General features: G+C 63.8%; 30 protein-coding genes. 12 read left to right on the top strand and 18 right to left on the bottom strand.

The genetic code is table 11. The features are described 5' to 3' along the window. Positions 1–51: 51 nt before the first annotated feature. Genes BJI67_RS14545 through BJI67_RS14535 form a run of 3 tightly spaced genes read right to left on the bottom strand, consistent with a single transcriptional unit; the run spans position 52 to position 1357 of the window. On the bottom strand, positions 52–468 hold the full coding sequence (locus tag BJI67_RS14545; protein WP_070073649.1) for a YkgJ family cysteine cluster protein: 417 nt from the start codon (positions 466–468) through the stop codon (positions 52–54). Further along, positions 465–713: a hypothetical protein gene (locus BJI67_RS14540; RefSeq protein WP_070073648.1), complete on the bottom strand. Its 249-nt coding sequence runs from the start codon at positions 711–713 to the stop codon at positions 465–467. Before BJI67_RS14540 ends, BJI67_RS14545 begins: the two co-directional genes overlap by 4 nt. Continuing rightward, the gene (locus BJI67_RS14535; protein WP_070073647.1) at positions 710–1357 is read right to left on the bottom strand and encodes a 7-cyano-7-deazaguanine synthase; all 648 of its coding nucleotides are present in this window, start codon (positions 1355–1357) and stop codon (positions 710–712) included. The genes BJI67_RS14540 and BJI67_RS14535 overlap by 4 nt, the downstream gene beginning before the upstream one ends. Positions 1358–1474: 117 nt before the next feature. Here BJI67_RS14535 and pstS point away from each other — a divergent pair, with 117 nt between their 5' ends. From pstS to pstA, 3 genes are all read left to right on the top strand, one after another. After that, a complete protein-coding gene (pstS, locus tag BJI67_RS14530; protein WP_070073646.1) occupies positions 1475–2557 on the top strand; it encodes a phosphate ABC transporter substrate-binding protein PstS in 1083 nt (360 codons plus the stop codon). Positions 2558–2660: 103 nt separating this feature from the next. Next, entirely contained in the window at positions 2661–3617 is a 957-nt protein-coding gene (gene pstC, locus BJI67_RS14525) for a phosphate ABC transporter permease subunit PstC (RefSeq protein WP_070073645.1), read from the top strand. Further along, positions 3614–4498 carry a phosphate ABC transporter permease PstA gene (gene pstA / locus BJI67_RS14520; RefSeq protein ID WP_083250916.1) on the top strand — a complete coding sequence of 295 codons (885 nt, stop codon included), beginning with the start codon at positions 3614–3616 and terminating at the stop codon, positions 4496–4498. The genes pstC and pstA overlap by 4 nt, the downstream gene beginning before the upstream one ends. A 16-nt stretch (positions 4499–4514) precedes the next feature. Here pstA and BJI67_RS14515 read toward each other — a convergent pair whose 3' ends face one another. Beyond that, entirely contained in the window at positions 4515–6263 is a 1749-nt protein-coding gene (locus BJI67_RS14515; RefSeq protein ID WP_197513142.1) for a chloride channel protein, read from the bottom strand. Positions 6264–6383: 120 nt separating this feature from the next. Here BJI67_RS14515 and BJI67_RS14510 point away from each other — a divergent pair, with 120 nt between their 5' ends. Then, complete coding sequence (locus tag BJI67_RS14510) at positions 6384–6833, top strand: tellurite resistance TerB family protein (RefSeq protein ID WP_070073643.1); 450 nt, start codon at positions 6384–6386, stop codon at positions 6831–6833. Between the two features lie 5 nt (positions 6834–6838). Continuing rightward, on the top strand, positions 6839–7546 hold the full coding sequence (locus BJI67_RS14505; RefSeq protein WP_070073642.1) for a sulfite exporter TauE/SafE family protein: 708 nt from the start codon (positions 6839–6841) through the stop codon (positions 7544–7546). Here the strand turns inward: BJI67_RS14505 and BJI67_RS14500 are convergent. The 6 genes from BJI67_RS14500 to BJI67_RS14475 form a co-directional block, all read right to left on the bottom strand. Then, entirely contained in the window at positions 7509–8009 is a 501-nt protein-coding gene (locus BJI67_RS14500; RefSeq protein WP_156782166.1) for a DUF4426 domain-containing protein, read from the bottom strand. The two genes, BJI67_RS14505 and BJI67_RS14500, sit on opposite strands and share 38 nt — an antisense overlap. A 98-nt stretch (positions 8010–8107) precedes the next feature. Next, complete coding sequence (locus BJI67_RS14495; protein WP_083250914.1) at positions 8108–9922, bottom strand: chloride channel protein; 1815 nt, start codon at positions 9920–9922, stop codon at positions 8108–8110. Between the two features lie 101 nt (positions 9923–10023). Then, positions 10024–10335: a DUF167 domain-containing protein gene (locus tag BJI67_RS14490; RefSeq protein WP_070073640.1), complete on the bottom strand. Its 312-nt coding sequence runs from the start codon at positions 10333–10335 to the stop codon at positions 10024–10026. Position 10336: 1 nt separating this feature from the next. Then, positions 10337–10891 carry a YggT family protein gene (locus BJI67_RS14485; RefSeq protein ID WP_070073639.1) on the bottom strand — a complete coding sequence of 185 codons (555 nt, stop codon included), beginning with the start codon at positions 10889–10891 and terminating at the stop codon, positions 10337–10339. Position 10892: 1 nt separating this feature from the next. Next, positions 10893–11714 (bottom strand): pyrroline-5-carboxylate reductase, encoded by an 822-nt coding sequence (gene proC, locus BJI67_RS14480; protein ID WP_331712267.1) that lies wholly within the window; start codon positions 11712–11714, stop codon positions 10893–10895. Positions 11715–11755: 41 nt separating this feature from the next. Continuing rightward, positions 11756–12457: a YggS family pyridoxal phosphate-dependent enzyme gene (locus BJI67_RS14475; RefSeq protein WP_070073638.1), complete on the bottom strand. Its 702-nt coding sequence runs from the start codon at positions 12455–12457 to the stop codon at positions 11756–11758. Positions 12458–12565: 108 nt separating this feature from the next. On the opposite strand from BJI67_RS14475, the gene BJI67_RS14470 reads away from it, so the two are divergent. From BJI67_RS14470 to BJI67_RS14460, 3 genes are read left to right on the top strand one after another with little or no spacing between them, the layout of a single operon-like run. Then, the gene (locus BJI67_RS14470) at positions 12566–13600 is read left to right on the top strand and encodes a type IV pilus twitching motility protein PilT (protein ID WP_070073637.1); all 1035 of its coding nucleotides are present in this window, start codon (positions 12566–12568) and stop codon (positions 13598–13600) included. 41 nt (positions 13601–13641) lie between these two features. After that, complete coding sequence (locus BJI67_RS14465; protein ID WP_070073636.1) at positions 13642–14787, top strand: PilT/PilU family type 4a pilus ATPase; 1146 nt, start codon at positions 13642–13644, stop codon at positions 14785–14787. Positions 14788–14815: 28 nt separating this feature from the next. Further along, the gene (locus tag BJI67_RS14460) at positions 14816–15976 is read left to right on the top strand and encodes a PilT/PilU family type 4a pilus ATPase (RefSeq protein WP_070073635.1); all 1161 of its coding nucleotides are present in this window, start codon (positions 14816–14818) and stop codon (positions 15974–15976) included. Between the two features lie 9 nt (positions 15977–15985). Here BJI67_RS14460 and BJI67_RS14455 read toward each other — a convergent pair whose 3' ends face one another. From BJI67_RS14455 to gshB, 8 genes are read right to left on the bottom strand one after another with little or no spacing between them, the layout of a single operon-like run. Next, complete coding sequence (locus tag BJI67_RS14455) at positions 15986–16867, bottom strand: dihydroorotate dehydrogenase electron transfer subunit (RefSeq protein WP_070073634.1); 882 nt, start codon at positions 16865–16867, stop codon at positions 15986–15988. Continuing rightward, the gene (locus BJI67_RS14450) at positions 16864–18156 is read right to left on the bottom strand and encodes a dihydroorotase (protein WP_070073633.1); all 1293 of its coding nucleotides are present in this window, start codon (positions 18154–18156) and stop codon (positions 16864–16866) included. The genes BJI67_RS14455 and BJI67_RS14450 overlap by 4 nt, the downstream gene beginning before the upstream one ends. Next, positions 18153–19154, bottom strand: a complete 1002-nt coding sequence (locus BJI67_RS14445; RefSeq protein WP_070073632.1) for an aspartate carbamoyltransferase catalytic subunit — start codon at positions 19152–19154, stop codon at positions 18153–18155. Before BJI67_RS14445 ends, BJI67_RS14450 begins: the two co-directional genes overlap by 4 nt. Further along, complete coding sequence (gene pyrR / locus BJI67_RS14440; protein ID WP_070073631.1) at positions 19151–19681, bottom strand: bifunctional pyr operon transcriptional regulator/uracil phosphoribosyltransferase PyrR; 531 nt, start codon at positions 19679–19681, stop codon at positions 19151–19153. Before pyrR ends, BJI67_RS14445 begins: the two co-directional genes overlap by 4 nt. Continuing rightward, positions 19678–20133, bottom strand: coding sequence for a Holliday junction resolvase RuvX (ruvX, locus tag BJI67_RS14435; RefSeq protein WP_070073630.1), 456 nt, complete (start codon positions 20131–20133; stop codon positions 19678–19680). Before ruvX ends, pyrR begins: the two co-directional genes overlap by 4 nt. Before the next feature lie 18 nt (positions 20134–20151). Continuing rightward, complete coding sequence (locus tag BJI67_RS14430; RefSeq protein ID WP_070074178.1) at positions 20152–20715, bottom strand: YqgE/AlgH family protein; 564 nt, start codon at positions 20713–20715, stop codon at positions 20152–20154. A gap of 60 nt (positions 20716–20775) precedes the next feature. Next, positions 20776–21672, bottom strand: coding sequence for an energy transducer TonB (locus tag BJI67_RS14425; protein WP_070073629.1), 897 nt, complete (start codon positions 21670–21672; stop codon positions 20776–20778). A gap of 53 nt (positions 21673–21725) precedes the next feature. Next, positions 21726–22691 (bottom strand): glutathione synthase, encoded by a 966-nt coding sequence (gshB, locus tag BJI67_RS14420; protein ID WP_070073628.1) that lies wholly within the window; start codon positions 22689–22691, stop codon positions 21726–21728. 225 nt (positions 22692–22916) lie between these two features. On the opposite strand from gshB, the gene BJI67_RS14415 reads away from it, so the two are divergent. The 4 genes from BJI67_RS14415 (at position 22917) to BJI67_RS14400 (ending at position 26469) form a co-directional block, all read left to right on the top strand. Continuing rightward, the gene (locus BJI67_RS14415) at positions 22917–23264 is read left to right on the top strand and encodes a response regulator (protein WP_070073627.1); all 348 of its coding nucleotides are present in this window, start codon (positions 22917–22919) and stop codon (positions 23262–23264) included. A gap of 118 nt (positions 23265–23382) precedes the next feature. Then, a complete protein-coding gene (locus BJI67_RS14410; protein WP_070073626.1) occupies positions 23383–23748 on the top strand; it encodes a response regulator in 366 nt (121 codons plus the stop codon). 14 nt (positions 23749–23762) lie between these two features. Then, the gene (locus BJI67_RS14405) at positions 23763–24308 is read left to right on the top strand and encodes a chemotaxis protein CheW (protein ID WP_070073625.1); all 546 of its coding nucleotides are present in this window, start codon (positions 23763–23765) and stop codon (positions 24306–24308) included. 73 nt (positions 24309–24381) lie between these two features. Continuing rightward, complete coding sequence (locus BJI67_RS14400; RefSeq protein WP_070073624.1) at positions 24382–26469, top strand: methyl-accepting chemotaxis protein; 2088 nt, start codon at positions 24382–24384, stop codon at positions 26467–26469. Positions 26470–26512 lie beyond the last annotated feature (43 nt).

Here is a 26512-nt window from a genome sequence, read left to right as displayed (position 1 = left end):
GTATGCGGGCAACGAGTCCCCTCAGCAAGCAGGGGGAATCGGTACGGCGGGTCAACCGTCCCAGCGCGGAAAGCGGCGGCGGCAGTAGTCCAGCAGCTCGTCGTAGCCGTGAAAATAGAGTTCGAAACCGGGCTCGGCCGGGGCGTCGAATTCGCAGAAGTCATTGCTGTATTCGCGGCAGATCGACGGTCGGCTGTCGTAGATGCCGCACCGCCCGTCCGCTTCGAGATGGGTGCAGCGACTGTCGATCAGAAGATGCCAGCCGTCTTCGTCGCGGTAGAGATGTATGCCGCGATGCGAAACCTGCCACAACAGGTGATCGAAGTCGTGCTTGCTGCGCGGGGTGTCGACCTTCTGGGTGATGTAGACGCAGCACAGCGAGCCGGTGCAGTAGCCGCACTTGTTTTCCGGCGTGATTTCCGCGCGGCTGCGTACGGGGATATCGGCGAGGCGAACCAGCTCGTTCATTTGACCGGCGTGGGCAGATTGCGGATCAAATCGAGGCGGATGCGTACCTCCACGCCGCTGTCGTCGAGTGCGCGCAGATAACCGGGGCCGTCGTCGTCGGCGATGACCTCCAGGGGCCGGACGCGTCCGAGGTAGGCGGCATCGCTGGCTTCGTCGGCCCAGTTCAGGCTGAGGATCTCGCCGGTGAGGACGGCGATTTCCAGGCGTTCGCGAACGTGTCCGGGGACGGGCTGCGAAGGTTTCATGGGGGGTTCTCCGGGAGGTTCGTTGCCGGATCGGTCACGCCGGCGGCAGCAAAGGCGGTGTGTCGCTTGAGGCATTGCGGGCAGCCACCGCAGGGAGCGGGCCGGCCGAGCAGGCAGCTGTAAGTCAATGAGTAGTCCACGCCGAGGTCGACGCCGAGCCGTATGATCGCGGCCTTGTCGAGCTCGATCAAGGGCGTTTCGACGGCGATCCCCGAAATTCGGCCTGCGAGCGCAGCAAAGTCATGCACGAATCCGGTCGTGGCGCTGGGGTAGTCGGCGGTGTCCTCGCGGTTCAGGGCGAGACAGATCCGTGTGGCCCTGCGCGCCTCGGCGAGGCTCAGTGCCAGGGCGAGCAGCACGAGATTGCGCTGCGGGAGGGGCACGTGCGGCTGCCAGCTCAGACCTCGGCGGAATGTTTCGCCCACACTGCCAAGCTCCAGCGTTTCGAGTTCTAGGTCGAGTACGGCGCACTGTGCTGTGGCAGCAGCCCGCTCGCGCGACGCGGCACGCTGGGCGTAATCCACGAACAGGGGTATTAGTGGGCCTTCGTCGGCCAGCATATGCAGCAGCGTCCCGCTCTCGATACCCCCGCTGAGCAGCAGCAGAGTGGGCCGATTCTTGTCATCGAATATCGGGCGTTTCATCAAAGGTTCACGAACTTCAATCTAAAGTGCCGTTCTCAGGTGCGGGCAGTAGTCATATCTGCTCACGCACTTTTGGGGATTCATGCTTTTGTCATAAATAAATCGAGGAGATTAGACATGTCTACGTCCCTGTCTTCGAACGGGCGTTGGTTGCGCCGGGTGGGTCTGGGTCTGGTTGCGGGCTCGGCCCTGATGGCTGTTGCGCCTTCGCAGGCGGCCGTCAACGTGCTGGAAACCGGCTCCAGTCTGCTGTATCCGCTGTTCAACCTGTGGGTGCCGGTCTACACCAAGATGCATCCGGATGTCCACATCACCACCGCCAGCACTGGTAGCGGCACGGGCCTGGCCCAGTCGATCAACGGTCTGGCCCAGATCGGCGCCTCCGACGCGTACATGAGCGACGCGATGATGAAGAAGCATCCCTCGATGCTGAACATCCCGACGGCGATCTCCAGCCAGATGGTGAACTACAACGTTCCCGGTCTGAACCACAAGTACATCAACCTGAGTGGTCCGGTCCTGGCCGACATCTATGCCGGCAAGATCACCAACTGGGACGACAAGCGCATTGCCGAGATGAACCCGCATGTGCACTTCCCGAACCACAAGATCATCACCGTGCACCGTAGCGACGGTTCCGGCGACACCTTCATCTTCACCCAGTACCTGAGCAAGTCCACCAAGTGGTGGATGGACAAGTACGCGTACGGCACCAGCATCAGCTGGGCGCCCGTGCAGGGCAGCATCGGCGCCGAGGGCAACCCCGGCATGGTCGACGCGCTGAAGAACAACAAGTACTCCATTGCCTACGTCGGCGTCAGCTACAAGAAGCAGATCAAGGCAGCTCACCTGGGTGAGGCGCATCTGAAGAACCGTGACGGTCACTACGTGCTGCCGAACGTGCGTACCGTGAAGGCGGCTGCCGCTTCCATGGTCCCGCACACCCCGGCCGATCAGCGCATCAGCCTGATCTTCGCGCCTGGCAAGTACAGCTACCCGATCATCAACTACGAATACGCGGTGGTGAACAGCCAGCAGCCGAACGAGACCATGGCCAAGACTCTGAAAGAGTTCCTGACCTGGGCTGTGTCGCCGAAGGGTGGCAACGCGGGTCACTTCATGAAGGAAGTGAACTTCGTGCCGCTGCCGGCCAGCGTGGCCAAGCTGTCGATCAAGCAGATCGAGAAGATCCACGGTTAATCTTGGACCGTTGGCCTTGTCCCCTGTCATAATGGGGCAGTGTGACGGATGCCCGGCCAAGCCGGGCATCCGTTCGCATGTCTAGGGGCAGGCTCATACTCATATGTTTAAATTTCGAATCTCACTCGGTGCAGTCGCGGCTCTGTTGCCGCTTTCGCTGTTGGCGATCATCGGTTTTCTGGTGGCCTACGCCTGGCCGGCGATCCAGTTCAACGGTTTCGGATTCCTGCTGCACAACAACTGGAATCTCGGCAGCATGTATGCCAACCCGATCACCATCGATGGTGAAGAGGTTTTGCCGGGGGCCAATTACGGCATTCTGTTTCTGATCGCGGGGACGCTGCTTTCCTCGCTGGTCGCAATCGTGCTGGCGCTGCCCTTCGGCGTGCTTGCCGCCATCTTCCTGGCCGAGGCCGTGCGCGGACCGCTGCGTTCGATCGCCTCGTTCATCGTCGAACTCCTCGCCGCCGTACCCAGTGTGGTCTACGGCCTGTGGGGCTATGTGGTGCTGATCCCCTTCCTGGGACACAACATCTACCCGGTGCTCGAAAAAACCATTGGCGCCGTGATTCCATTCTTCGCCGGCCCGTCCGGCAGCGGCTACGGCCTGCTGACTTCCGGTCTGGTGCTGGCCGTCATGATCGTACCGTTGATTACAGCGACGCTGCGCGATGCGCTGGTGGCGACGCCGACCGCCTTGCGCGAGTCCGGGCGCAGCCTGGGGGCGACGCGTTTCGAGGTGGTGCGCCAGATCCAGTTGCCCGGTGTGCGCAAGGTCATGATCGGCGCCACCATCCTGGCGCTGGGGCGCGCGCTCGGCGAGACCATGGCGGTGCTCATGGTCAGCGGCAACGCGCTCAACTACATCCCCAAGAACATCTACGATCCGATCTCGACCATGGCCGCCTTCATTGCCTCGCAGCTCGACAGCTCGCTGCAGGACCCGACCGGCATGGCGGTGCGTGCTCTGGCCGAGGTCGCTCTCGTACTGATGGTCATCTCGGTGGTGGTCAACGCCGCCGCCCAACTTATCCTGTGGGTTTCCGGGAGCCGCCGATGAATGCCTCGACAGAAACCGAATTACTGAGCAAGGCCAATCCGGCAAACCGGGCGGTTTATCTGCGCCGCCGTGTAAGCGGCATCATCGGCTGGACCCTGGCCAGTATCGCCATCGGCATCATGGCCTTCGTGCTGCTCTATCTGCTCGGCTTTGTTCTGGTGCGTGGCGCCCAGGCCCTCAAGCTGGATACCTTCCTCACCGATACCCAGGGTATTGCCGGCGGACTGCGCAATGCGATCGTCGGTTCGCTGCTGATCTCGGGTTTTGGCCTGGTGATCGCAGCGCCGGTGGGCATCAGTGCCGGCGTGTTCCTGTCCGAGTACGGCAACGGTTGGCTGGGGCGCACCGGGCGTTTCATGTCCGATGTGCTGGTCGGCGTACCTTCCATCGTGCTCGGCTATTTCGGCTACATCACCATGGTGCTGTACCTGGGCTGGAAGTTCTCGCTGGCAGCCGGTTCGCTGACCCTGGCGATCATGATGCTGCCGTACATCGCGCGTACCAGCGAGATGGCGCTGCGCCAGGTCCCGCTGTCCGCACGTGAGGCCGCCTACGGCCTGGGCTGCGGCGAGGGTCGAGTGATCTGGAGCATTCTGCTGCCGGCCGCGCGCGGACCGATCATCACCGGCGTGCTGCTGGCGTTGGCCATCGCCCTGGGCGAGACTGCTCCGCTGCTCTACACCGCCGGCTGGTCGAACTACATGTGGACCGGGCAGTTCACCCATGAGGGTGTCGGCTACCTGACCTATGTGATCTGGAGCTTCATCGGCGAACCTTACGAGTCGGCCCATCAGCTCGCCTATGCAGCGGCCCTGCTGATCACCCTGATGGTGTTGGCCATCAATCTTGCCGCCCGCGCGGTCTTCTACCGACGCCCCTGAGCAGGGCTTGCGAGCGTCAGCGTCCGTGCGGGAACAGGCGGGCGTCGGCCAGTTCCTCACCCAGCCATTCGTCGGGGCCGATGACCCCGAGCACGCGATCGGCGACGATGTCGCCTCCCGTGGCGCCCTGCACCACCACCGCGAGGCGGGCCCCTGCCTCGTCGAGCGCGATCAGTACGTCCTCCAGCAGCGTGTCCGCGCGAACCGCGACGAAGTCCGTCCGTACCGCCTCGTCCGAGTGTGCCTGCCAGCCGGATAGGCGTCCGCCGCGTACGTGCAGGCGATAGCCGGAATCCGTCGTGCTGCGATCGGCGGTGGTGCCGGTGTCCGGATGCCAGCTGAAAGCGCCCGCCATAGCCTCGTCAGCGCGTTTGAAGTAATGCATGCTGACGTGCAGCGATTCGGGCACCACCAGGCCCTTGCGCAGCAGCTTCACGGTGTACGCGCTCTCACGCGACAGCCCGCGCCGGATCACGTAGGCCAGCGCCACGCAGAGCATCACCGGCGGCGCGACGTGCAGATCGCCGGTCATCTCCACCATCATCACGATCGAGGTCAGTGCGGTGCCGGTCGCCCCGGCGATCACGCCGGCCATGGCGGCCACAGCAAACAGGCCGGGATCGATGCCGAGACCGGGCCAATATTGCGCGAGTGGCAGGGCGAGCGCGGCGCCCAGGGTGCCGCCGAGGTACAACGCCGGCGAGAAGATGCCGCCCGAGGCGCCGGAGCCGAGGGTGATGCAGGTGGCGAGATACTTGAGGACGAGCAGCAGCAGGAGGAAGCCGGGGTGGGTGAGGATGCCGGCGATGACCTCGTGCAGAGTCGCATAACCCACACCCTGGATGTAGTAGTGGCCGGCGTAGCGCTGCAGCAGATACAGCGCAATACCGACCAGCAGCATGCCGCTTGCGTGGCGCAGATAGGGGTTGGCGATGGTCCGGTCGAACAGGTCCTGCGTGGCGTAGATGCCCTTGAGGAAGGCATAGGCGAGCAGGCCGCAGGCGACTCCCAGCAGGGCGTAGAGGACGAAGCTCTCGGGCGTGAGCGGGCCGAGCGGGCGTACCGGCAGGGGCAGCGGCAAGGCCGGGGAGTCGCCGAGAAAGTGGTGCGAGATCAGCGTGGACACGCTGACCGCGAACATCACCGGCACCACGGTACGCACGCCGACCTCGGCCAGCAGCAGTTCGACCGCGAACAGTACGCCGGCGACCGGAGTGTTGAAGGTGGCGGCGATGCCGGCACCCGCACCGGCCGCGACCAGAGTGGTGAGCTGCGAGGCGCCGAGGCGCAGCCACTGGCCGAGCACGGAGGCGAAGGCGGCGCCGATCTGGATGATCGGACCCTCGCGGCCGATGGAGGCGCCGCTGCCCAGCGACAGCGCCGAGGCGAGCGGGCGTACCACGGCGACGCGCGGGCGGATGCGGCCCTGGTGGAAAAAGTTGGCCTCGATCACGTCGGGCACGCCGTTGCCGCGTGCCTCCGGGGCGAAGCGCTGGATCAGGAAGGCGACGCCGAGCGCGCCGACCACGGGCACCAGAATCACGCCAGCGCCCCACACCGACGGCGGCATGTGTACCTGCGCGTCGTAAAAGAGTCCGAATCGGCCGTAGAACAGGGCGTTGTGGAATACGGCGATGAGGGCACGGAAGGCTACCGCGCCGAGGCCCGCGACCACGCCGACCAGCGCGGCGAGGATCATGAAGCGCCAGCGGATCAGACTGCGGGCGCGCCAAGCGCGGTGGCGTTCGGACTGTGAGGTCGACATGGTGCGCGGTCCGGTGGCTGCGGGCCGCGTCATTCTGAGCGGTGACCGCGCCGGCCTCAAGCGTGCGGGTGGCTTTGTGCATGCGCTAACATGCCCACAGGTTTCGCGACGGGAGCAAATATGCTCGGCAGCATCAAATCCTTTCTCAAGACACGCCTGCAGCACGTGGACGGTCATGCTGATCGGGCGCAGGCCCTGCAGGTGGCCACAGCGGCCATCCTGCTGGAGGTCAGCCGCGCCGATTTCGAAATCGACGATCAGGAACTCGACACCATCGCGGCTGCGCTGCGGCGTACCTTCGCGCTGGACGAGGACGCGGTGCGCGAACTGATCGCCGAGGCGCTGGAGGAGGACGAAGCGAATCTTTCGCTGTACCCCTTCCTGCAGCTGGTCAACGACCACTGCAGCCCGGAGGAAAAGTTCGCGATCATCGCCGATCTGTGGCGCGTGGCCTATGCGGATGGACGGCTCGACAAGTACGAGGAGTACCAGATCCGGCGCATCGCGGATCTGCTTTACGTGCCGCACAGCGAATTCATCCGCGCCAAGCTGGCGGTGCAGGACATCTGAGACGCATGAATCTGACGCTCTCGCCCGAGGCCGGTTACGGCGCGGCCGTGCTGGTCGGTCTGCTCGGCGGGGTGCATTGCGTGGGCATGTGCGGCGGTATCGTCGGCGCTCTGGGCATGAGCATGAGTCCGGCGCGGCAGGGTCGAGTGGGTGCGGCACTGCCGATTCTGCTGGCCTACAACGCGGGTCGTATCGGCAGCTATACCCTGGCCGGGACGCTGGCCGGCGGTTTTGGCTGGTATGCGACGCAGCTGGTGCACGTGCACCAGGCGCAGCTTGTCCTCGGCGTGATCGCGGCGCTGTTCATGATCGCGCTGGGGCTTTACCTCGCTGGCTGGTGGCGCGGGCTGGCCGCCGTCGAGCGTGCCGGGGCACACGTCTGGCAGCGTATCGAGCCCCTGGGAAGGCGGCTGCTGCCGGTACGCAATCCCGCACAGGCTCTCGGTTTGGGCGCAGTGTGGGGTTGGTTGCCCTGTGGGCTCGTCTATAGCGTGCTGATCTGGGCGCTGGCGAGCGGCGGGCCCAGGCAGGGAGCGCTGCTGATGCTGTGTTTCGGACTCGGGACCCTGCCGAATCTGCTGGCGATGGGCGTATTCGCCGCCCGACTTGCGGGTTTCGTTCGACGCACCTGGGTGCGCCGCACCGCAGGCGGGTTGGTGGCACTGTTCGGGGTGGTCAGCCTGCTGCGCTGGCTACCGCTGCCCCACGGCTGAGGGCTCGCTCGTTTTCGCAGAGCACGTGATAACGCTGGCGGTAGCGAAAGTACTGCATGCTGCCGTCGGGCAGATCGACGTGGATATGGAATTCCACCAGTTCGCCATCCACGATGGGAAAACCGGCGAGATAGCGCGTACCTGATGAGGACATCGAGCGGCGCACGTCCAGACGGTGCAGGCGTCCCTCGCCGTCGACGGCGGAAACCGTCGCGGCGACGGGCAGGAATGCCGATTCGGGGGCGTCGGCGCGTTGCACGGCCAACTCCAGGAGGCCTCGGTCGGGTGACCGCTGGATACCCACTTGGGCCGCAATCGCGGCGAGCAGGAAATCGGAATTGATCGTGTTCAAATGGATCAGGTAATCGCCGGCCATCACGATTTGGTCGGCGTCGGCGCTGCCGGTCAGTGCGATGGCGAACAATGCGGCGAAGGCCCGTGCGGCTGGCGTTAATGTCTTCATACTTCCCCCAAGTCTGCTGGACGCTGGCCCGCCGGGGGCCGCATCCAGACATGTATGTGGGAAAGTGTAGGTCAGATGACGACCGACTGCGATAGCCTCTAGTCGGACAGGGCGCGTCCCAGATCACCCGGCAGGTTGGCGTGTTCCATCACGTCGTCCCACGAGACCAGACCGACCACATCGTCGGCGTCGGCGTGTTCTGGGGCGCCTTGAACGAGAACGGCGATGTGTGTGCCGTCACTGCGTAGCCGACTGACCAGATCGATGACCTGGGTTCTTTCGTCCATGATCGAATAGTGTTTGTTGGCATGGTTGACGAGCGAGCCATCGCCTGTGGCAGCGAGCTCTCGGCTGAGCGTATCCGCCGTGACGATACCCTCGATCCGGCCGTCTCGTACCAGCAGGATATGCGGTAGAACTCGATGCGTGGCCAGCCTTGCGCGCAGGGCATCGAGTTCCGTATCGGCGCCAATGCGCAGGAATGGCGCCTGGATCAGGTCTAGCGCGCCGCGCATCAGGTAGAGGTTGCTTTCCATCGACTTCGGCAGGCGTCGGCCGCGACGCGTCAGCTTGAGGGTATAGAGGTCGTCGGCAATCAGCAGGTAGCGCATGCCGTAGGCCAGCGAAACGGCGATGATCAGCGGAATAATCACGTTGTAGTCGCGGGTCATCTCGAAAATCATGACCACTGCAGTGACCGCGGCACCGGTCCCTGCCGCAACCATGCAGGCCATGCCGATGACCGCGCCGCCCACGGGGCTGACCTGTAGGCCCGGGAGAAATATATGACCGAAGTTGACCAGACCGGCACCCAGAGTGGCGCCCATGAACAGCGCCGGCGAGAAGATGCCACCAGATGCACCAGAGCCTAATGTCAGCGAGACGGCCAGCAGCTTCATGAAAACCAGCAACAGAAGAATCCAGGTGACGGTCAGGTGGCCGCCTAGGATGTCCTGAATGGTCGCATAACCGACCCCTTCGATGTAGTAGTGCCCTAGATATTTCATCAATAAAAACATCATGATGCCAACGCACAGCATGCCCAGGGCGTGACGTGTGTAGTAGTTGCCGGGGAGGCGGTCGAAGAAGTCCTCGAAGGCGTAGACCGAGCGGGTATAGAGCATCCCGAGAACGCCCATGACAAGACCCAGCAGGGCGTAGGCGACGAACACCCGGAAGGAGCTGGAGGTCGCCGCGTGCAGGGTCATCGGCGGGATGATGAAGGAGGCGTGGTCGCCGAAGAACAAGCGTCCTACGAAGCTCGCGGCGCCGGTGGCGATCATTACCGGGATCAGCGTGCGTGCGCTGATCTCGACCATCATGATCTCGACCGCGAACAGGATGCCGCCGATGGGGGTGTTGAAGGTGGCCGCGATGCCGCCGCCGGCACCGCAGGCGATCAGTACCAGTCGCTGCCATTCGGGCAGACGCGTCCACTGGGCCAGCACCGAGCCGAAGGTGGCGCCGATCTGGATGATCGGCCCCTCACGGCCGATGGCGCCGCCGGAGCCGATCGAGATCGAGGACGCCAGCGATTTGATCAAGGCGACCTGCGGGCGGATCACGCCGCGGTTGTAGTAGATCGCGTCGATCACCTCGGGCACACCGTGTCCTTTGGCCTCCGGCGCGAAGGTTTTGACCAGAAAGGCGACCAATAGGGCGCCGATGACGGGGATGCCGATGATGCCGATACCCCAAGGGCTTTCCAGGGTGTGCTTGAGCGTGTCGTAGGCAATGGTCAGATGGCCGAAAAAGAAGATGTTGTGAAACAGGCCGATCAGCCCGCGGAAGATCGCCGCGCCGAGTCCGGCGATGATGCCGACCAGCAGGGCCAGCAGGGCGAGTTTCGGGCGGACGCCTACGAGGCGGGAAGTGGCGGGGGTGTCGATTCGGTTCGTATGTGCGGTCGGCATGCCTGACTCGATGCGGTTGGGATCGAAAGCGCGGTGCGCCCGCGTCTTGCCATGGTTGACCAGAAAAGGGCCGATAAGTGCGGTTGGATGTTCGTTTCGACCTATTCTGCCGTGTCGGACAGACTGGATGGAAGTCGGGTGGGCGCTCCGATCAGCAGGTCCTTGTCGCGCGATTGTCCGCCGCGGAGAAGCTGCACGCGCGTCTTGGCGGTGCCGAAGGCCTTGGCGACGAGTTCGATGAGTTGTGCATTGGCCTGGCCGTCTGTTGGCGGTGCGCTGAGGTAGATGCGCAGCCGCCCGTTCGTCACTTCGCCTAGCTTGGCCCGGCTTGCGCGCGGCTGGACGCGGACCGCCAGCAGCAGATCATTGCCTCTTCTACGGCAGGGGCTGCTGTCGGGAGTTGCGTCGTCCACGTCAGCCGAGCAGGCTGCGGATGAGGATCAGCAGCACGTTGAGCAGCAGCAAGGCCACCAGGGGAGACAGATCCACCATGCCGATCAGTGGGACGATCTGCCGGATTGGGCGTAGCACAGGTGCGGTGAGGTCGTCGAGCATCCCGGCGACCGGGTTGTAGCCACCGCCCATGGGCGTGATCCAGCTGATCAGCGCCTGCACGATGATGGCGCCGATGTAGACGTAGATCAGCAGCACCAGCAGTTCGCGCAGGGCGAGCAGCAACACCAGGGCGACCGGCGGATACAGGCCCTGCAGCAGGGCGCTGAGATAGATTTCGGCGAGTTGCAGCACGAGCAGCAGCAGTATGGAAGCGCTGTCGACGCGCCCGACCGGTGGGATTACCCGGCGCAGCAGGCGCAGCGGTGGATTGGTGAGCGTGACCACGAACTGCGAGATCGGGTTGTAGAAGTCTGCGCGCACCAGGGCCAGCAGGAAGCGCAGCAGCACGATGATGATGTAGAAGGAAAATACCGCATTGACGAGAAACTGCCCGATTTGCGTCCCTGCCCCCATGTCACTCCCCCGATAGTTCGCGCGACCGTTGGGCGGCCGCCTGCATGGCCTGTGCGACCAGTTCGCGCAGGCCTCCCTTCTCGAACACCCCAAGCGCTTGTTCCGTGGTGCCGCCGGGCGAGGTGACCTTGGTACGCAATACGCCTGGGCTGTCGTCACTTTTCAAGGCGAGGCGCGAGGCGCCATGTGCGGTCAACAGGGCGAGGCGGCGCGCCACGTCGGGTTCGAGCCCCAGTTCGATGCCACCGGCCTCCAATGCCTCGATGAGCAGGAACACGTAAGCGGGGCCGCTGCCGGACAGGGCGGTCACCGCATCCAGCGCGCGCTCGTCGTCGAACCAGACGACCTCGCCAACCGCATGCAGGATGCGGTCGGCCAGTGCGCGCTGCCCGGGTTCGACCGCGGGGTTGGCGTAAGCACCGGTTGCGCCGCACCCGATCAGGGCAGGCGTATTCGGCATGGAGCGCACGATGGCGCGATCCGTACCCAGCCAGGTGGCGAGGCGTGTGCAGGTCACGCCGGCGGCAATCGACAGGAACACCGAACCGTCAGGCAGGGCGTTCAGGCCAGCCGCCACTTCGGCCATGACCTGCGGCTTGACCGCGAGGACGACGCAGTCGGCGCCGCTTGCTGCCTCGACGTTGTCCGCGGTGACCCTGATTCCGGGACGGGCATTTGCCAGCGCAGCTCTGTGTTCGGCATTCGGCTCGGCGACGCGGATGGCCGTGGGATCGAAGCCGCCGGCAAGCAGACCGCCGATCAAGCTACCCGCCATGTTGCCGCCGCCGATGAAAGCCACTGTATCCGCTTGAGCCATGCTCATACCCACATCAGTAGAGGTTGTGTGCGCACCCTAGCCGAGCGTCACGGGGACGGCAAGCGCGGCTTGCGCACGCCGAAGATCGCGGTACCCACGCGGACCAGTGTGGCGCCCTCGGCGACGGCGGCCTCAAGGTCGCCGCTCATGCCCATCGACAGGGTATCCAGGGCGAAACCCTCGGCATTCAGACTTTCGCGCAGGGCGCGTACGCGGGCAAAGGCCGCACGCTGGACGGCGGGGTCGTCGCTCGGTGCCGGCAGGGCCATCAGACCGCGCAGGCGAAGCCGTGGCAATGCCTCGACATGCCGGGCCAGGGCAAGAGCCTGGTCCGGTTCGACACCTGATTTGCTGACCTCGCCGCTGATGTTGATCTGCAGACAGACCTGGAGCGGTGGCAGTGTTGCGGGGCGTTGACGGTCGAGCCGATCGGCAATCCCGGCACGGTCGATACCATGTACCCAGTCGGCCAGTTCCGCGACCTTGCGCGTCTTGTTCGATTGCAGATGGCCGATGAAATGCCATTCGATGTCCAGGTCGGCAAGGGCGGCGGTCTTGTCGACAAGCTCGTCGACGTAGTTCTCACCGAAGATGCGCTGCCCGCAGGCCCGGGCGGTGCGGATCGCGGCTGCCGGGAAGGTCTTGCTCGCGGCAACCAGGGTAATGTCCTGAGGTTCCCGTCCGGCCGTGCAGGCTGCGGCGTGAAGGCGCATGCGAACGCTGTCGATACGGCTGCAAATCTCGTTCATCGGGGTGTGCTATAGTCGGAAAGCCTTGTGTCGTAAGGCAGATTTGAATAACGATAAAGCCTACCAGAGACGATACCCTTCTGGCCGTCGAACCGGGAGACAAGCCGCATGGATATCACGCAGTTGCTGGCCTTTACCGTGAAGAACGGGGCCTCCGATCTGCATCTTTCCGCGAATCTGCCGCCGATGATTCGCGTCGACGGTGACATCCGCCGGATTAACGTGGATGCGCTGGACCATACCGCGGTCCACGACATGATCTACGACATCATGAACGACCGTCAGCGCAAGGATTACGAGGACCGGCTGGAAACCGATTTCTCATTCGAGATTCCTGGGCTCGCTCGCTTCCGCGTGAATGCGTTCAACCAGGACCGCGGTTCGGCGGCTGTGTTTCGTACCATTCCGTCCAAAGTCTTGACCCTGGAGCAGCTCGGCGCGCCAGCCGTGCTGCAAAAAATCTCTGCCTATCCGCGCGGTATCGTGCTGGTGACCGGGCCGACGGGTTCCGGCAAGTCGACCACGCTGGCCGCGATGGTCGACTACAAGAACGACAGCGAATACGGGCACATCCTGACCGTAGAGGACCCCATCGAATTCGTGCACCAGAGCAAGAAATGCCTGGTCAACCAGCGCGAGGTGCACCGCGACACGCTGGGTTTCAACGAGGCGCTGCGTTCGGCGCTGCGTGAGGACCCCGACACGATCCTGGTCGGCGAGATGCGCGACCTCGAAACCATCCGACTGGCGCTGACCGCGGCCGAGACCGGGCACTTGGTGTTCGGCACGCTGCATACCAGCTCGGCGGCCAAGACCATCGACCGCGTCGTCGACGTCTTCCCGGCCGGCGAAAAGGACATGGTGCGTGCGATGCTGTCGGAATCGTTGCGCGCGGTGATTTCGCAGACTCTGCTGAAGAAGATCGGCGGTGGCCGCGTGGCGGCTCACGAGATCATGATTGGCACGCCCGCGATCCGCAATCTGATCCGCGAAGGCAAGATCGCGCAGATGAATTCATCGATTCAAACCGGCCATAGCCTGGGCATGCAGACGCTGGATCAGTCGCTCAAAGAGTTGCTCTCGCGTGGCCTGATCAGCAAGGAAGACGCTCGTCGCAAGGCAGCCAACCCCGACGCCTTGTAAACGAAACGACTGCCCCGCGCAGCGCGGGGGGAGATTCGAGAATGGAACGCGACAAGGCCATACGATTCATGCACGACTTGCTGAAGTCGCTGCTCAGCAAACGTGGTTCCGATCTGTTCATCACCGTGGGAGCGCCGCCTTCGGTGAAGGTCGATGGGCGCATGACACCGCTCACCAACCAGCCATTGTCGCCGACGCATACCCAGTCGTTGGTGCGCTCTGTGATGAACGACAAGCAGGCGGCAGACTTCGAACGCGACATGGAGTGCAACTTCGCCATCGGCCTGCCCGGGGTGGCGAGATTTCGCGTCAACGCCTTTACCCAGCGCGGTAGCGCCGGCATGGTGCTACGCGTGATCAACACGGCGATTCCTACCTTCGAGGAACTCAACCTGCCGCCGATTCTGCGCGACATCTCGATGACTCGACGTGGTTTGGTGATTTTTGTCGGCGGTACGGGTTCGGGTAAGTCGAGCTCGCTTGCGGCGATGCTGGGATACCGCAATCAGAACAGCTACGGCCATATCGTGACCATCGAGGATCCCATAGAGTTCGTTCACGCGCATGGCAACTGCCTGGTGACCCAGCGCGAGGTCGGTGTCGATACGGAATCCTACGAGGTGGCGCTCAAGAACACCCTGCGTCAGGCGCCGGATGTGATCCTGATCGGCGAAATTCGCGAACGCGAGACGATGGATTACGCCAATGCCTTCGCGGAGACCGGTCATCTGTGCCTATCCACGCTGCACGCGAACAACACCAATCAAGCCCTGGACCGCATCATCAACTTTTTCAACGAAGAGCGTCGGCATCAATTGCTGATGGATCTGTCCCTCAACCTCAAGGCGGTGATCTCGCAACGACTGGTCCCCAAGGCGGATGGCGATGGCCGAGTCCCGGCGGTGGAGGTGCTGATCAACACGCCGCTGATGGCGGATCTCATCTTCAAGGGCAAGGTGCACGAAATGAAGGAGCTCATCGCCAAGTCCACCGAACTGGGCATGCAGACCTTCGACCAATCCCTGTTCGACCTTTTCGAGCGCGGGCTGATTACCTACGAGGACGCGTTGCGCAACGCCGATTCGGTGAACGATCTTCGCCTGCGCATCAAGCTGGAAAGCAGTCGCGCGCGCGGCAAGGACTTGCTGGCCGACGCGCCGATGTTCACGATGGAAGAGGATGGTTGAGGCTTAGGTACGCGCGAGGCTTGGATCGATGAAACTCGAACCCTATTTCCGGCTGATGGCGGAGCACGGCGCCTCGGACCTTTACTTTACCACCGGTGCGCCGGTCAGCGTTCGCATTGAGGGCGATATCCGCAGTGTGGGCAAGGATGAGCTTGCCCCCGGTGTGATCAAGCGCCTGGCGTATGAGGTGCTGAGCGATGACCAGGTGGCAACCTTCGAGGCAGAAAAGGAGCTCAATCTCGGTATCTCGTTACCAGAGATCGGGCGGTTCCGCCTGAACGTGTACTACCAGCGCGGCGAGGTCTCCATGGTGGTGCGCTACATCAAGAGCGTCATCCCGGAGATTGAGGAGCTCAACCTACCGCCAGTGCTCAAGGATCTGGTGAGCTACCCGTCCGGTCTGGTGCTGGTGGTTGGATCGACCGGGTCCGGCAAGTCGACCACGCTGGCCTCGATGGTGGATTACCGCAACAGTACCCGCGCGGATCACATTCTGACCATTGAGGATCCAATCGAATACGTGTTCTCGCACAAGCGCTCCATCGTGGGACAGCGCGAGGTCGGGCTCGATACCTGGTCCTACGGCAACGCCCTGCGCGAGGCCATGCGAGAGGCACCAGACCTGATCATGATCGGGGAAATTCGCGACCGCACCACCATGGAGGCGGCAATCGCCTACGCTGATACGGGACATCTGTGCCTGTCGACGCTGCATGCCATCAACGCCAACCAGGCGTTGGAGCGCGTCATCAATTTCTTCCCGGCAGAAGCCAAACAGCAGATCCTCATGGACCTCTCGCTGAATCTGCGCGGTATCATCTCGCAGCGCTTGGTGTCGACCAAGGCAAGCACGCGCATCCCTGCGGTGGAGGTGCTGGTCAATACTTCATACGCCAGCGAACTGATCAAGAAGGGCGAGTTCCGGGCGCTCAAGGACGTGATGGAGAAGGGCGCCACCTCGGGCATGCAGACCTTCGATCAGTCACTCTACGAGCTTTATCGCAGCGGCAGGATCACCCTCAAGGATGCGATGGATCATGCCGACTCGCGTGGCGACCTCGAATGGCGGGTGAATTTCGGCGGCGGCATGAAGACCTTGAAGAAGGCCAAGGAAACGCTCGATTTCCCGAGCGACGCCCTGGACGATCTGACTGGCGGCATGGATGATCTGACGCCGCCTGGTGGCTGATTCCTAGGTTCAGTGTGCGGTGAAATCGATTGTCGCCGCGTCGAACACCGGTCCGTCCACGCACACGCGCTTCATCGCCGGCCCCGTCGGGGTTTCGACCCGCACCGTGCAGCCGGCACACCCGCCCACTGCGCAAGCCATGAATTCTTCCAGCGACACCTGTGCCGGCAGAGAGTATTCGGCGGCCAGCGTGGCGACCGCGGCCAACATCGGGTGAGGGCCGCAGGCGAAGATCTCCACCTGGGTACGGGCCTCGTCTGGAAGCGCATTTAGCCAGACACGTGCCAGGTCGGTGACATAACCCTCATGGCAGCCTGCGTAGCCCTGCAGACTGGTCAGGCGCGACGCGATGCCCCAGTCCTCGAGCAGGGGCATTGCGGCGATCGTGCCCTCGGGCATACCCGGCACCAGCATCGCTGACGGGCGGGGGCGGAACGGGAAAGGCACTTCCGAGCCGAGGATCGCCAAGGGCTCGAAGCGGGGTTGGCGACGCAGCCGGTCGGCCAGGAACACCATCGGGGGGATGCCGACGCCGCCACCGATGAGCAGCGGACGTGGGCGGTCTGGACTGGGTGCGAAGGGGCGGCCGATGGGCCCCAGCAGGCTGATCCGCTCGCCGGGGCGACGCTTTGCCAGCAGGGAGGTGCCGTAACCGACTGCCTTGTACAGGAACTCGACCCAACCCGCCTCGGGGTCGGTGCGCATGATCGACAGCGGCCGGCGCAGCGGCAGCATTGGGTCGCAGGTGATGTGCGCGAAACTGCCCGGTTCGGCGTGCGCGGCACACTTCGGCGCGTGTACGCGCAGAACGTACTGGTCGCCGGGGTGTGGCTGCTGCACGAGGATTTCGGCGTCGTCGACGAAGATGGTGTTGCGATGGCTCATGTTCATACCTGCGGGTCGTCAGCGACGGTGGAGCGGTAGACCGTTGCGCCTTCCACCAGGGTGTGGCGCACGCGCCCGCGCAGGACCCAGCCGTGGAACGGCGTGTTGTGCCCGCGGCTCAGCAGGCGGTCGGCATCGAGCGTCCATTCGGCCTCGGGGTCGAACACGCAGACATCGGCCACGTTGCCGGGGACCAGGGTGCCGGCGTCGAGGCCGATGACCTGCGCCGGCCCGGAGGTGATCCGATGCACTGCCTCCGGCAGCGTCAGCACGCCATCATCGACCAGACGTAGGGTCAGGGGCAGCAGGGTCTCGACCGCGGAGATGCCGGCGGCTGTGGCTGGGAAGGGCATCAGCTTGGCATCGTCCTCGTGCGGTTGATGGTCCGAACACAGGGCTGCGAGTCTGCCCTGGGCCAGGGCGCGACGCAGGGCGTCGCGGTCGCGTTCATCACGCAAGGGCGGAAGTACGTGGCACAGGGCGTTGAAGTCGGATAGATCCATTTCGGTCAGGAACAGCTGGTGTGCGGCCACGTCGCCGCTGACCGGGAGGCCGTCGTCGATCGCGCGGCCCAGGCTGCGTACGGCGGCGGCACTGGACAGTCGACCGAAGTGGACACGCGCGCCGGTCTGCTCGACCAGTGCCAGGATCTGGCCGAGGGCAGCGGTTTCCGCCGCCACCGGGATACCTGGAAGACCGAGGCGCGAGGCGACCGGCCCTTCGTGTGCGCAGCCGTCGGGCATCAGTGCGGGATCGAGTGGCTGAACCACCACCACGAGGCCTACGCTTGCGGCATATTCCAGCGCGCGGCGCAGGATCAGTGGGCTGGCAAGCGGGTGCAGTGCGTTGGTGACGGCGACGCAGCCGGCATCCCGCAACGCGGCCATTTCGGTGAGATGGCTGCCGTCCAGGGCCTGGGTCAGCGCGCCGATGACCGCCACGCGTGCGGCGCCGGCGCTGCGCGCTTTCTGGCGTACCAGACGCACGTCCGCAGGGCTGTCGATGGGCGGGGCCGTGTCGGGCAGGGCGCACACGGTGGTGACGCCGGCGGAAGCGGCGGCGCGGCATTCGGAGGCGATGGTGGCCTTGTGTTCCTGACCGGGCTCGCGCAACCGCACGGCCAGATCGACCAGGCCGGGGATCACGCACAGGCCCTCGGCGTCGATACGCTCGTCGGCGGTGAAGTCCGCGAGGTCGAGGCCGACGATGCGCCCGTCCGCGATGGCCAGATCGGCGATGCGGTCGACGCCGCCCGCGGGATCGATGATCCGCCCGCCCGCGATCAGGCGCCTCATGCGCGCACCTGCGGGTTGACGCCCATGGCCATGCTCATCACCGCCATGCGCACCGACAGGCCGTAGGTGACCTGGCGCAGGATCACCGACTGCGGGCCGTCGGCCACCTCCGAGGCGATTTCCACCCCGCGGTTGGCGGGACCGGGATGCATCACGATGGCCTCCGGGTGCGCCAGCGCAAGGCGTTCGGCATCGAGTCCGTAGCGCTGGAAGTATTCGTGTTCGCTGGGGATGAAGGCGCCCTGCATGCGTTCCTTCTGCAGACGCAGCATGATCACCACGTCGACGTCCTTCAGGCCTTTTTCCATGTCGTGATAGACCTGTACGCCGAGCTGTTCGACGGCGGCCGGCAGCAGCGTGCGCGGACCGATCACGCGCACCTCGCCGGTCGAGAGTACGTTGAGCGCGTGGATCTGCGAACGCGCCACGCGCGAATGCAGCACGTCGCCGACGATGGCGACGCGCAGCTTGGACAGCTCGCCCTTGTGGCGGCGAATGGTGAAGACGTCGAGCAGGGCCTGCGTGGGGTGCGCATGGCGCCCGTCGCCGGCGTTGATCACGCTGATGTGCGGTGCGACGTGACGGGCGATGAAGTGCGCGGCGCCGCTGTCGGCATGGCGCACCACGAACATGTCGCACTGCATGGCCTCGAGGTTGCGTAGGGTGTCGAGCAGGGTTTCGCCCTTGGTGGTGGCGGAGACGTTGATGTTGAGATTGAGCACGTCGGCCGCCAGACGCTTGGCGGCCAGCTCGAAGGTGGTGCGCGTGCGCGTGCTGGCCTCGAAGAACAGGTTGGCCACGGTCTTCCCGCGCAGCAGCGGGAGTTTCTTGACGCCCTGGTCGTTCATGCCGGCGAAGGATTCGGCGTTGTCGAGGATCTGCTCGATCAGCGGGCGCTTGAGGCCTTCGATGGTCAGCAGATGGCGCAGGCGGCCGTCCTCGAGCTGCATCGCCGTCGGCAGGGGGCCGGGGCGGTGGGCGGTGCCGGCGTCGCTCATCGTGCGTTTTCCGTCGGTTCGGTGAGGGCGAGTTGCAGGGGTTGGGGGCCGGTGAGCTTGACCCGCTTGCCGCTGGGCAGATCGTCGTAGCGGATGCCGACGACGTCGGCCGCGATGGGCAGTTCGTGCCCGCCACGGTCGACCAGCACGGCAAGGAGCACGCGCGCGGGGCGACCGAAGTCGAAGATTTCGTTGAGCGCGGCGCGTACCGTACGGCCGGTATGCAGCACGTCGTCGACGAGAATGATGAGGCGGTCGTCGACGCTCCACGGCAGGCGCGAGGGGCGGATATGCGGGTGCATGCCGCCGCGCGCGAGATCATCGCGATAGTAGGTGATGTCCAGCGTGCCCAGGTCCTGGGCCAGGCTCAGGCGTCGGTGCAGACCTTCGGCGACCCAGATGCCGCCGGTATGGATGCCGACGAGCATGGCCTCGTTGTCCGCTTCGGCAACGCTCGGGCGCAACGATTCGGCCATGCGGTCGATCAGGGGCTCGACTTCGGGCAGAGGGATATCGGCAGAGGTCATGCGCTACGGTCCGTATCGGCCAGAGGGGGTTGGGCTAGCCAGTCGCGCAGCAGCACGGCTGCGGCCGTCTGGTCGACGTCTTGCTTGCGGATGCGTCCGCGGTTGCCGGCCACGCGCTGCTGGCGGAGTTCGGTTTCGGCCTCGCGCGAGGTCAGGCGTTCGTCGATCAGATCGACGGGCAGGTCATAGCGCCGGCCGAGATCGGCGGCGAAGGCTTCGGCCACGGAGGTCAGCGGGGTGACGCTGCCGTCCATCCGTGTCGGTCTGCCGACCACGGCGCCGGTGGGCGCCCAGTCCTGTATCAGACGGTCGATGGCGGTCCAGTCCGGGTGGCCATTGGGCATGTCGAGGGTGGTCAGCGGGCGTGCGGTTCCGGTCAGCCGCTGCCCCACGGCGACGCCGGTGCGTCGGGTGCCGTAGTCGAAGCCGATGATGGTGCCGCCTGCGCTCATGTTAGCGCCCGGGTTGCGTCAGGCATGACCGATGTCGCCGCTGAGGAAGTTGATGTCCACCCCGAGGCGTTGCGCGGCGGCCTGCCAGCGCTGGCTGGCCTCGGTCTCGAACAGGATGGATTCCTCGGCCGGGAGGGTCAGCCAGGCGTTGCCGGCCAGTTCCTCCTCTAGCTGTCCCGGACCCCAGCCGGCATAGCCGAGCAGGACCAGGGTGTCCTGAGGTGCGTCCTCGCTCGCCATGTTGGCGAGGATGTCCCTGGAGGTGGTCAGGCCCAGCGAGGGGGTCAGGGCCATGGTGGTCTTCCATGCGCCGATCGGGCGATGCAACACGAAGCCGCGCTCGGGTTCGACCGGGCCGCCGTAGTAGACGGGGTGTTCGCGGAGCTGCTCGCTCGCCCCTGAAATCTGCATATGCTCGAGGAGTTCGCCCAGGTTCAGATCGAGGGTCCGATTGACCACGATTCCCATGGCGCCGTCCTCCGTATGCTCGCAGATCAACGTGAGGGTGCGGGCGAAATTGGGGTCCGCAAGCTGCGGCATGGCGATCAGGAACTGGTTGGAGAGGGATTCGATGGACGGCATGCGCATAGTATCCGGCGGCCCGCTCGATGCTGGCAAGCCGTAGACTGGCTTGGCAGCGGTTCAACCCTGTCCTGTAGTGTGTAGATGCCCGCTCTGGAAAATCCAGGTGCGGGTGATCATGATCTGGTCGTATTGCTTGCGCATGGCCTTGGGAAACGGCGGAAAAGGCGATGCCAGGCGGACGATACGTTGCGCGGCATCGTCGAGTACGACCGAACCTGACGAGCGGGCTACGGTCACGCGTAGCACGCGGCCGGTATGCGATAGCAGGACGTTCAGAATCAGTTGCCCGTGCAAGCGTTCGCGGACGGCGGCGTCCGGGTAGTTCAGATTGCCCACCCGCTCCACCCGCTGCACCCAGTGCGCAAGGTAGCCTGCCTCGACAGCGGTTTTGGCGTTCACGGTATCCAGAAAGAGTCGCCGCGGACGCTTGTTGTAGTCTTCGGTTTCGCGACGAATCTCGGCGGTCAGCCGCGCTTGCTGCAGTTGGAGCTGCAGAAGGCGCTGGTCCTGCGGCAAGGTTTCGGTGTGTGTGTCTCCGCGTTTTTGCGCTGCGGGCGGCACCATGTAGTCGGAATTTGTGCTGGCGAGTGCGGAGGTGCGCTTGCGTTCGGCCTGGGTCTGCGGAATCAGCGCGGCTTGGGGTATCGGCGCCACACCGTTGCTGGGGGTGGGGTTGAGCGCAAAGAACGGGCTGCCGGGATGTCCTGCGCGGTCGCTGTTTCCGCTGGCCAGCTGATTTGCCTGGGCGATGTAATTGGCCTGCTTGGGCGCTTTGTCGGACGAGGTTTGTACCAGCAGCACATTCAATGTTGGCGGGGTGCGCCTGATGCTTTCCGATAAGGCCTTGAACGACACGCCGAGGATCAGAATGCCGTGCAGGGCGACGGCCAGGAACAGCGTCAGGCCGAGGCGATCCTTATCGGTGATAGGCGCTGGCGGTATGTGTGTGCTCATGCAGGCCGCGGGCAGGTTGCGGGCAGGAGTTTAACGCGCACGGCGGTCACGGGCTAGCCGGCGTCTGGCCGATCAAGCCGCTGCTCGATTACTTCCATTAATTGTCCAGCAATGTCGAGCCCATGCGCTGCATCGAGTTCACGGATGCAGGTCGGGCTGGTGACGTTGATTTCCGTCAGATACCCGCCGATGACGTCGAGGCCGACGAACAAGAAGCCACGCCGACGTAGTTCGGGAGCCACTTCGGCGCAGATCCAGCGATCACGCTCATTGAGTTCGACGGCAACCCCGCGTCCGCCGGCAGCGAGATTGCCGCGCGATTCGCCCGGAGCGGGAACGCGTAGCAGCGCATAAGGCACAGGTTCGCCGTCGACCAATAGAATGCGCTTGTCGCCCTCGACGTATTCGGGTATCAGACGTTGTGCCATGACAGTCCGCTGCCCGCGCCGGGTGATGGTTTCCAGGATCACGCTGGTATTGGGATCGCCCGCAGTCACGCGGAAAATGGATTCTCCGCCCATGCCGTCGAGGGGCTTGAGCACGACATCGCCAAATTCATTCGCGAAATTGCGAAGGCGACGCATGTCGCGGCTGACCAACGTGGGTACGGTGCACTGGGGGAACCAGGTGGTGGACAGTTTCTCGTTTGCATCTCGCAGGCTTGCGGCGCGGTTGACTACAAGGCAGCCTTCCCGCTCGGCGAGCTCAAGCAGATACGTGGTATATAGATATTCCTGATCGAATGGCGGATCCTTGCGCATGAGTACAGCAGATATCCCCGCCATGGGCTGCTCCTTGCGAGCGCCCAAGGTGTACCAATCGGCCGGGTCATCACGCACTTCGAGAGGGCGAAGAGAGCCGAGCACGCTGCCATCGCGGAGATAAAGATCGCTCTGTTCGAGGTACTCGATCGTCCATCCTCTGCGTTGCGCTGCGAGCAGCATCGCGAAGCTGCTATCTTTTTTGATGTTGATGCCGCTGATGGGATCCATGAGAACGGCAAGGCGTCGTGTAGGCATGGTTGGTGCTTGGCTCGGAGTATGCGAGACGGGTTTAAGAGTCTAGCGTAATTATCGATTTTGACACATGCGAGGGTGAGCGTTTGCGCGCCGCTCGGCAGATAGGGTAAATTCGACCGACATGATAGGCGAAGTAGCCAGCGGGGGTGCGTGTTGAGCGCGACGGATGCCAAACAGGTGAACGGGACGTCCCGATCTGATGTCGACGATTCACCGCTCCGCGTCATGGTGATAGACGATAGCAAGACGATTCGCCGGACTGCAGAAACATTGCTCAAAAAGGAAGGCTGTGAGGTCGTCACTGCCAACGACGGTTTCGAGGCCTTGGCCAAGATTGCGGAATTCAGGCCAGACATCGTATTCGTCGATATTATGATGCCCAGGTTGGATGGATATCAGACCTGTGCCTTGATTAAACAGAACGGTACATTCCGCAAAACGCCGGTGATCATGCTGTCGAGCAAGGACAGCATTTTCGACAAGGCTCGTGGTCGCATTGTCGGTTCCGAGGAATATCTGACCAAACCCTTTACGCGGGACGATTTGCTTGGTGCGATCAAAAAATTCACATAAGCACCTGGCCAGATCTGACACATAGATACGACCGATAACTCGGGTGCGGTGGCGTTGAAATTAGAACAAATCCAAACGATGTGCATGTTGGGATAAGGCCACAGGAGACTAAGAAACAATGGCGCACATACTGGTGGTGGACGATTCACCGACCGAACTGCATGTCATCAAGGGCATGCTGGAAAAGAACGGCTTTCAGGTGACGGCCGCACAGAGCGGCGAGGAAGGCGTCGATATCGCGCGCCGCCTCAAACCCGATCTCGTGCTGATGGATGTGGTGATGCCCGGCCTGAACGGATTCCAGGCCACCCGCCAGCTGGCGCGCGAGCCGGAAACGGCGTCCATACCCATCATCATGGTGACCACTAAGGATCAGGAAACCGATAAGGTCTGGGCCATCCGCCAGGGTGCTCGCGACTATATCGTCAAGCCTGCCAAGGAAAAGGATCTGGTCGACCGGGTCAAGAACCTGCTGTCGTCCTGAGCCCCGTCCGCGCTATGGCCGCAAACGAGGAACGCCCGCCTTACGAATACCTCGTGCAACTCGAGCGCAAGTGCCGCGTGGCTTCGCCGGGTCTGCCCGTTGCCGACCCAGACCACGAGCAATGGTCGGGTGTGCTGTTCAATCTGGGTGAGCACGAGATGGTCGCGCAGATGAGCGAAATCGCGGAAATCGGCGACATGCTGCCCATGGCGCGTCTGCCCGGTGCCAAGCCGTGGGTGATGGGGCTGGCCAATATGCGCGGAAACTTGTTGCCGGTGATCGACCTCAAGCGTTTTTTGTTCGCGGATGACGCACCGGCAACGGATGCAGGGCGCCTGCTGGTGGTCAGACATGGCGGCGGTCTGATCGGGCTGCGTGTGGATGGCGTGGTAGGCATGCGCCATTTTGCGGAAGCGCAGCGTACGGGCGACACGCCGCACTTGCCGCAACCGCTCGAGGCCTGCGTGGTCGAGGGCTTCGTCGACCAGGGTGTGGTGCGGCCCGTGTTCAGCATCAGGCGGTTGGTCAGCGACCCGGCATTTCAGGATGCGGCGGTATGAACGCCGATGCAGATCGAGACGAGCGCCACGGCGACCGAATAGCGGAGCCGATTGTCAGTTTGGAGATAAATAAATGAAATCACCGACGAAGACCGATCGGCAGAAGATCGGACTGAGCAGACGATTCGCGCTTTTGTTCATTCTGTTGTTCGTGTTCCTGCTGCTGGCCGGCACCTCCTTCGTATATACCGCGGTTCAGGAGCGCTATTACCAGAGCTTTACGCGTACGAATGCGGCGCAGCAGTTGTTGTCTCAGCAGATGGCGGCCACATCTCTCGAGGCCTCGGGGGGCAATGCCACGGCATTCAAGCGACTCGCGGCGGAACGCGAACGCTTCGATGCGCTGATGCAGTCCTACAACATGGACGGCAAGGGCGACGGGCCTGCCTTGCCGGACGCGCTCAAATCGCAGTACAGCCGGCTTGCGGACATCTGGACCGGTTATCGGGGGCGCCTGGGTCAGATCGTGCAGGGGCAGAAATCGGTGGCGGACATCACCCGCTACGTGGCCGACGTCGATCAGTTCGTGCCCAAACTGCTCGCCTACTCCGACCAGGTGACGAGTGCGCTGGTCAAGCACGGCGCCAGCGCTTCCGAGGTCTACCTGGCGGAACGCCAGACCCTGCTGGCGTTGCGCATTCAGGTCAGCCTGACGCGCGTGCTGCAGGGCGGCGAAGGCGCCTCTACCGCAGCCGACCAGTTCGGGCGTGACGCCACCTTGTTCGGCAACGTGCTGCAGGGGCTGCTGACCGGCAACACGGAAATGCAGATCAAGCCGGTCAAGGACGCGCAGACGCGCGAGGTGCTGCGTCAGGTCGCGATGATCTTCAGTTCGGTGAGCGACCATGTGGCGACGATTCTGGAACTGGCGCCGCATCTGTTTGCGATCAAGCATGCGGCCACCCAGGTACAGACCGATGCGCCGCAGCTGCTCGGCGCAACTAAGGTTCTAGAGGCGGCACTGGCCGCGCACTATAGCGACCTTGGGATGATCAATCTCGCCGGCTATGCTTCCGGTGGCTTGGCGCTGTTGATCTTGATTCTGTCGGGTGTGTTGCTCTACCGGGATTCGCAGCATCGTCTGGCGCTGACGACGGAGCAGAATCGTCGTAATCAGCGCGCCATCCTTCGCTTGCTGGATGAGATGACCAATCTTGCGGAAGGCGACCTGACGGTACACGCCACCGTGACCGAGGATATCACCGGAGCAATCGCGGACTCCGTCAACTACGCCATCGACGCCTTGCGCAGTCTGGTTACGACGATCAACCAGACCTCGGTGCAGGTGGCGACTGCGGCCGAGAGGACGCAGACGACGGCGCTCCGGCTGGCGGACGCCAGCGGACATCAGGCCCGCGAGATCGCCTCGGCGTCAGCTGCGGTGACCGACATGGCAGACTCGATCGATCGCGTTTCCAAAAACGCGATGTCCTCAGCCGACGTGGCAAAGAAATCGGTCGAAATAGCGGCCAAGGGCGCAGCCACGGTGCGGCGTTCAATCGACGGTATGGACACCATCCGCGAGCAGATTCAGGACACCGCAAAGCGTATCAAACGTCTCGGCGAGAGCTCGCAGGAGATCGGCGACATCGTCGGCCTGATCAACGACATCGCGGATCAGACCAACATCCTTGCGTTGAACGCCGCCATCCAGGCCTCGGCGGCCGGCGAGGCGGGGCGCGGCTTCGCGGTGGTTGCGGACGAAGTTCAGCGTCTCGCGGAACGTTCCGCCAACGCGACTCGTCAGATCGAGGCACTGGTCAAGGCCATTCAGTCGGATACCGGCGAGGCCGTGCTCTCCATGGAGCAGAGCACCTCCAACGTGGTGGCCGGCGGTCAGCTTGCCACCGATGCCGGCGATGCCCTGGCCGAGATCGAGAGCGTGTCGAATCAGCTCGCGAAACAGATCATGACGATCGCGAGCGCAGCGCGCCAGCAGGCGGCAGTGGCGGCCAACGTCACTAACACCATGAACGTGATCCAGGAGATCACGATGCAGACCTCCGACGGTACGCAGGAAACGGCTCAGTCGATCGGGCAGCTGACCGAACTGGCCGCGGAACTGCGCCGGACGGTGGCAGGCTTCAAGCTACCCGACAGCGAGGATACCGATACGGTTGTCCTGGACGACGGCGGCGTCTCCGATATCGAGGCGGCTTGAAGTACGGGTCGCGACGGCTGGTGGGTGAGGCAGGTCAGAAAGG

Origin of the sequence: Acidihalobacter aeolianus, assembly GCF_001753165.1 — a bacterium.
GTDB lineage: Bacteria > Pseudomonadota > Gammaproteobacteria > DSM-5130 > Acidihalobacteraceae > Acidihalobacter > Acidihalobacter aeolianus.
Note: the sequence above shows the minus strand (reverse complement) of the source record. Positions and strands in the feature narration are given on the sequence as shown.

Bases quoted from the DNA above. Each gene is read 5' to 3' on its own strand.
- BJI67_RS14545 (WP_070073649.1), bottom strand. From the start codon at position 468: ATGAACGAGCTGGTTCGCCTCGCCGATATCCCCGTACGCAGCCGCGCG.
- BJI67_RS14540 (WP_070073648.1), bottom strand. From the start codon at position 713: ATGAAACCTTCGCAGCCCGTCCCCGGACACGTTCGCGAACGCCTGGAA.
- BJI67_RS14535 (WP_070073647.1), bottom strand. From the start codon at position 1,357: ATGAAACGCCCGATATTCGATGACAAGAATCGGCCCACTCTGCTGCTG.
- pstS (WP_070073646.1), top strand. From the start codon at position 1,475: ATGTCTACGTCCCTGTCTTCGAACGGGCGTTGGTTGCGCCGGGTGGGT.
- pstC (WP_070073645.1), top strand. From the start codon at position 2,661: ATGTTTAAATTTCGAATCTCACTCGGTGCAGTCGCGGCTCTGTTGCCG.
- pstA (WP_083250916.1), top strand. From the start codon at position 3,614: ATGAATGCCTCGACAGAAACCGAATTACTGAGCAAGGCCAATCCGGCA.
- BJI67_RS14515 (WP_197513142.1), bottom strand. From the start codon at position 6,263: ATGTCGACCTCACAGTCCGAACGCCACCGCGCTTGGCGCGCCCGCAGT.
- BJI67_RS14510 (WP_070073643.1), top strand. From the start codon at position 6,384: ATGCTCGGCAGCATCAAATCCTTTCTCAAGACACGCCTGCAGCACGTG.
- BJI67_RS14505 (WP_070073642.1), top strand. From the start codon at position 6,839: ATGAATCTGACGCTCTCGCCCGAGGCCGGTTACGGCGCGGCCGTGCTG.
- BJI67_RS14500 (WP_156782166.1), bottom strand. From the start codon at position 8,009: ATGAAGACATTAACGCCAGCCGCACGGGCCTTCGCCGCATTGTTCGCC.
- BJI67_RS14495 (WP_083250914.1), bottom strand. From the start codon at position 9,922: ATGCCGACCGCACATACGAACCGAATCGACACCCCCGCCACTTCCCGC.
- BJI67_RS14485 (WP_070073639.1), bottom strand. From the start codon at position 10,891: ATGGGGGCAGGGACGCAAATCGGGCAGTTTCTCGTCAATGCGGTATTT.
- proC (WP_331712267.1), bottom strand. From the start codon at position 11,714: ATGAGCATGGCTCAAGCGGATACAGTGGCTTTCATCGGCGGCGGCAAC.
- BJI67_RS14475 (WP_070073638.1), bottom strand. From the start codon at position 12,457: ATGAACGAGATTTGCAGCCGTATCGACAGCGTTCGCATGCGCCTTCAC.
- BJI67_RS14470 (WP_070073637.1), top strand. From the start codon at position 12,566: ATGGATATCACGCAGTTGCTGGCCTTTACCGTGAAGAACGGGGCCTCC.
- BJI67_RS14465 (WP_070073636.1), top strand. From the start codon at position 13,642: ATGGAACGCGACAAGGCCATACGATTCATGCACGACTTGCTGAAGTCG.
- BJI67_RS14460 (WP_070073635.1), top strand. From the start codon at position 14,816: ATGAAACTCGAACCCTATTTCCGGCTGATGGCGGAGCACGGCGCCTCG.
- BJI67_RS14455 (WP_070073634.1), bottom strand. From the start codon at position 16,867: ATGAACATGAGCCATCGCAACACCATCTTCGTCGACGACGCCGAAATC.
- BJI67_RS14450 (WP_070073633.1), bottom strand. From the start codon at position 18,156: ATGAGGCGCCTGATCGCGGGCGGGCGGATCATCGATCCCGCGGGCGGC.
- BJI67_RS14445 (WP_070073632.1), bottom strand. From the start codon at position 19,154: ATGAGCGACGCCGGCACCGCCCACCGCCCCGGCCCCCTGCCGACGGCG.
- pyrR (WP_070073631.1), bottom strand. From the start codon at position 19,681: ATGACCTCTGCCGATATCCCTCTGCCCGAAGTCGAGCCCCTGATCGAC.
- ruvX (WP_070073630.1), bottom strand. From the start codon at position 20,133: ATGAGCGCAGGCGGCACCATCATCGGCTTCGACTACGGCACCCGACGC.
- BJI67_RS14430 (WP_070074178.1), bottom strand. From the start codon at position 20,715: ATGCCGTCCATCGAATCCCTCTCCAACCAGTTCCTGATCGCCATGCCG.
- BJI67_RS14425 (WP_070073629.1), bottom strand. From the start codon at position 21,672: ATGAGCACACACATACCGCCAGCGCCTATCACCGATAAGGATCGCCTC.
- gshB (WP_070073628.1), bottom strand. From the start codon at position 22,691: ATGCCTACACGACGCCTTGCCGTTCTCATGGATCCCATCAGCGGCATC.
- BJI67_RS14415 (WP_070073627.1), top strand. From the start codon at position 22,917: ATGGTGATAGACGATAGCAAGACGATTCGCCGGACTGCAGAAACATTG.
- BJI67_RS14410 (WP_070073626.1), top strand. From the start codon at position 23,383: ATGGCGCACATACTGGTGGTGGACGATTCACCGACCGAACTGCATGTC.
- BJI67_RS14405 (WP_070073625.1), top strand. From the start codon at position 23,763: ATGGCCGCAAACGAGGAACGCCCGCCTTACGAATACCTCGTGCAACTC.
- BJI67_RS14400 (WP_070073624.1), top strand. From the start codon at position 24,382: ATGAAATCACCGACGAAGACCGATCGGCAGAAGATCGGACTGAGCAGA.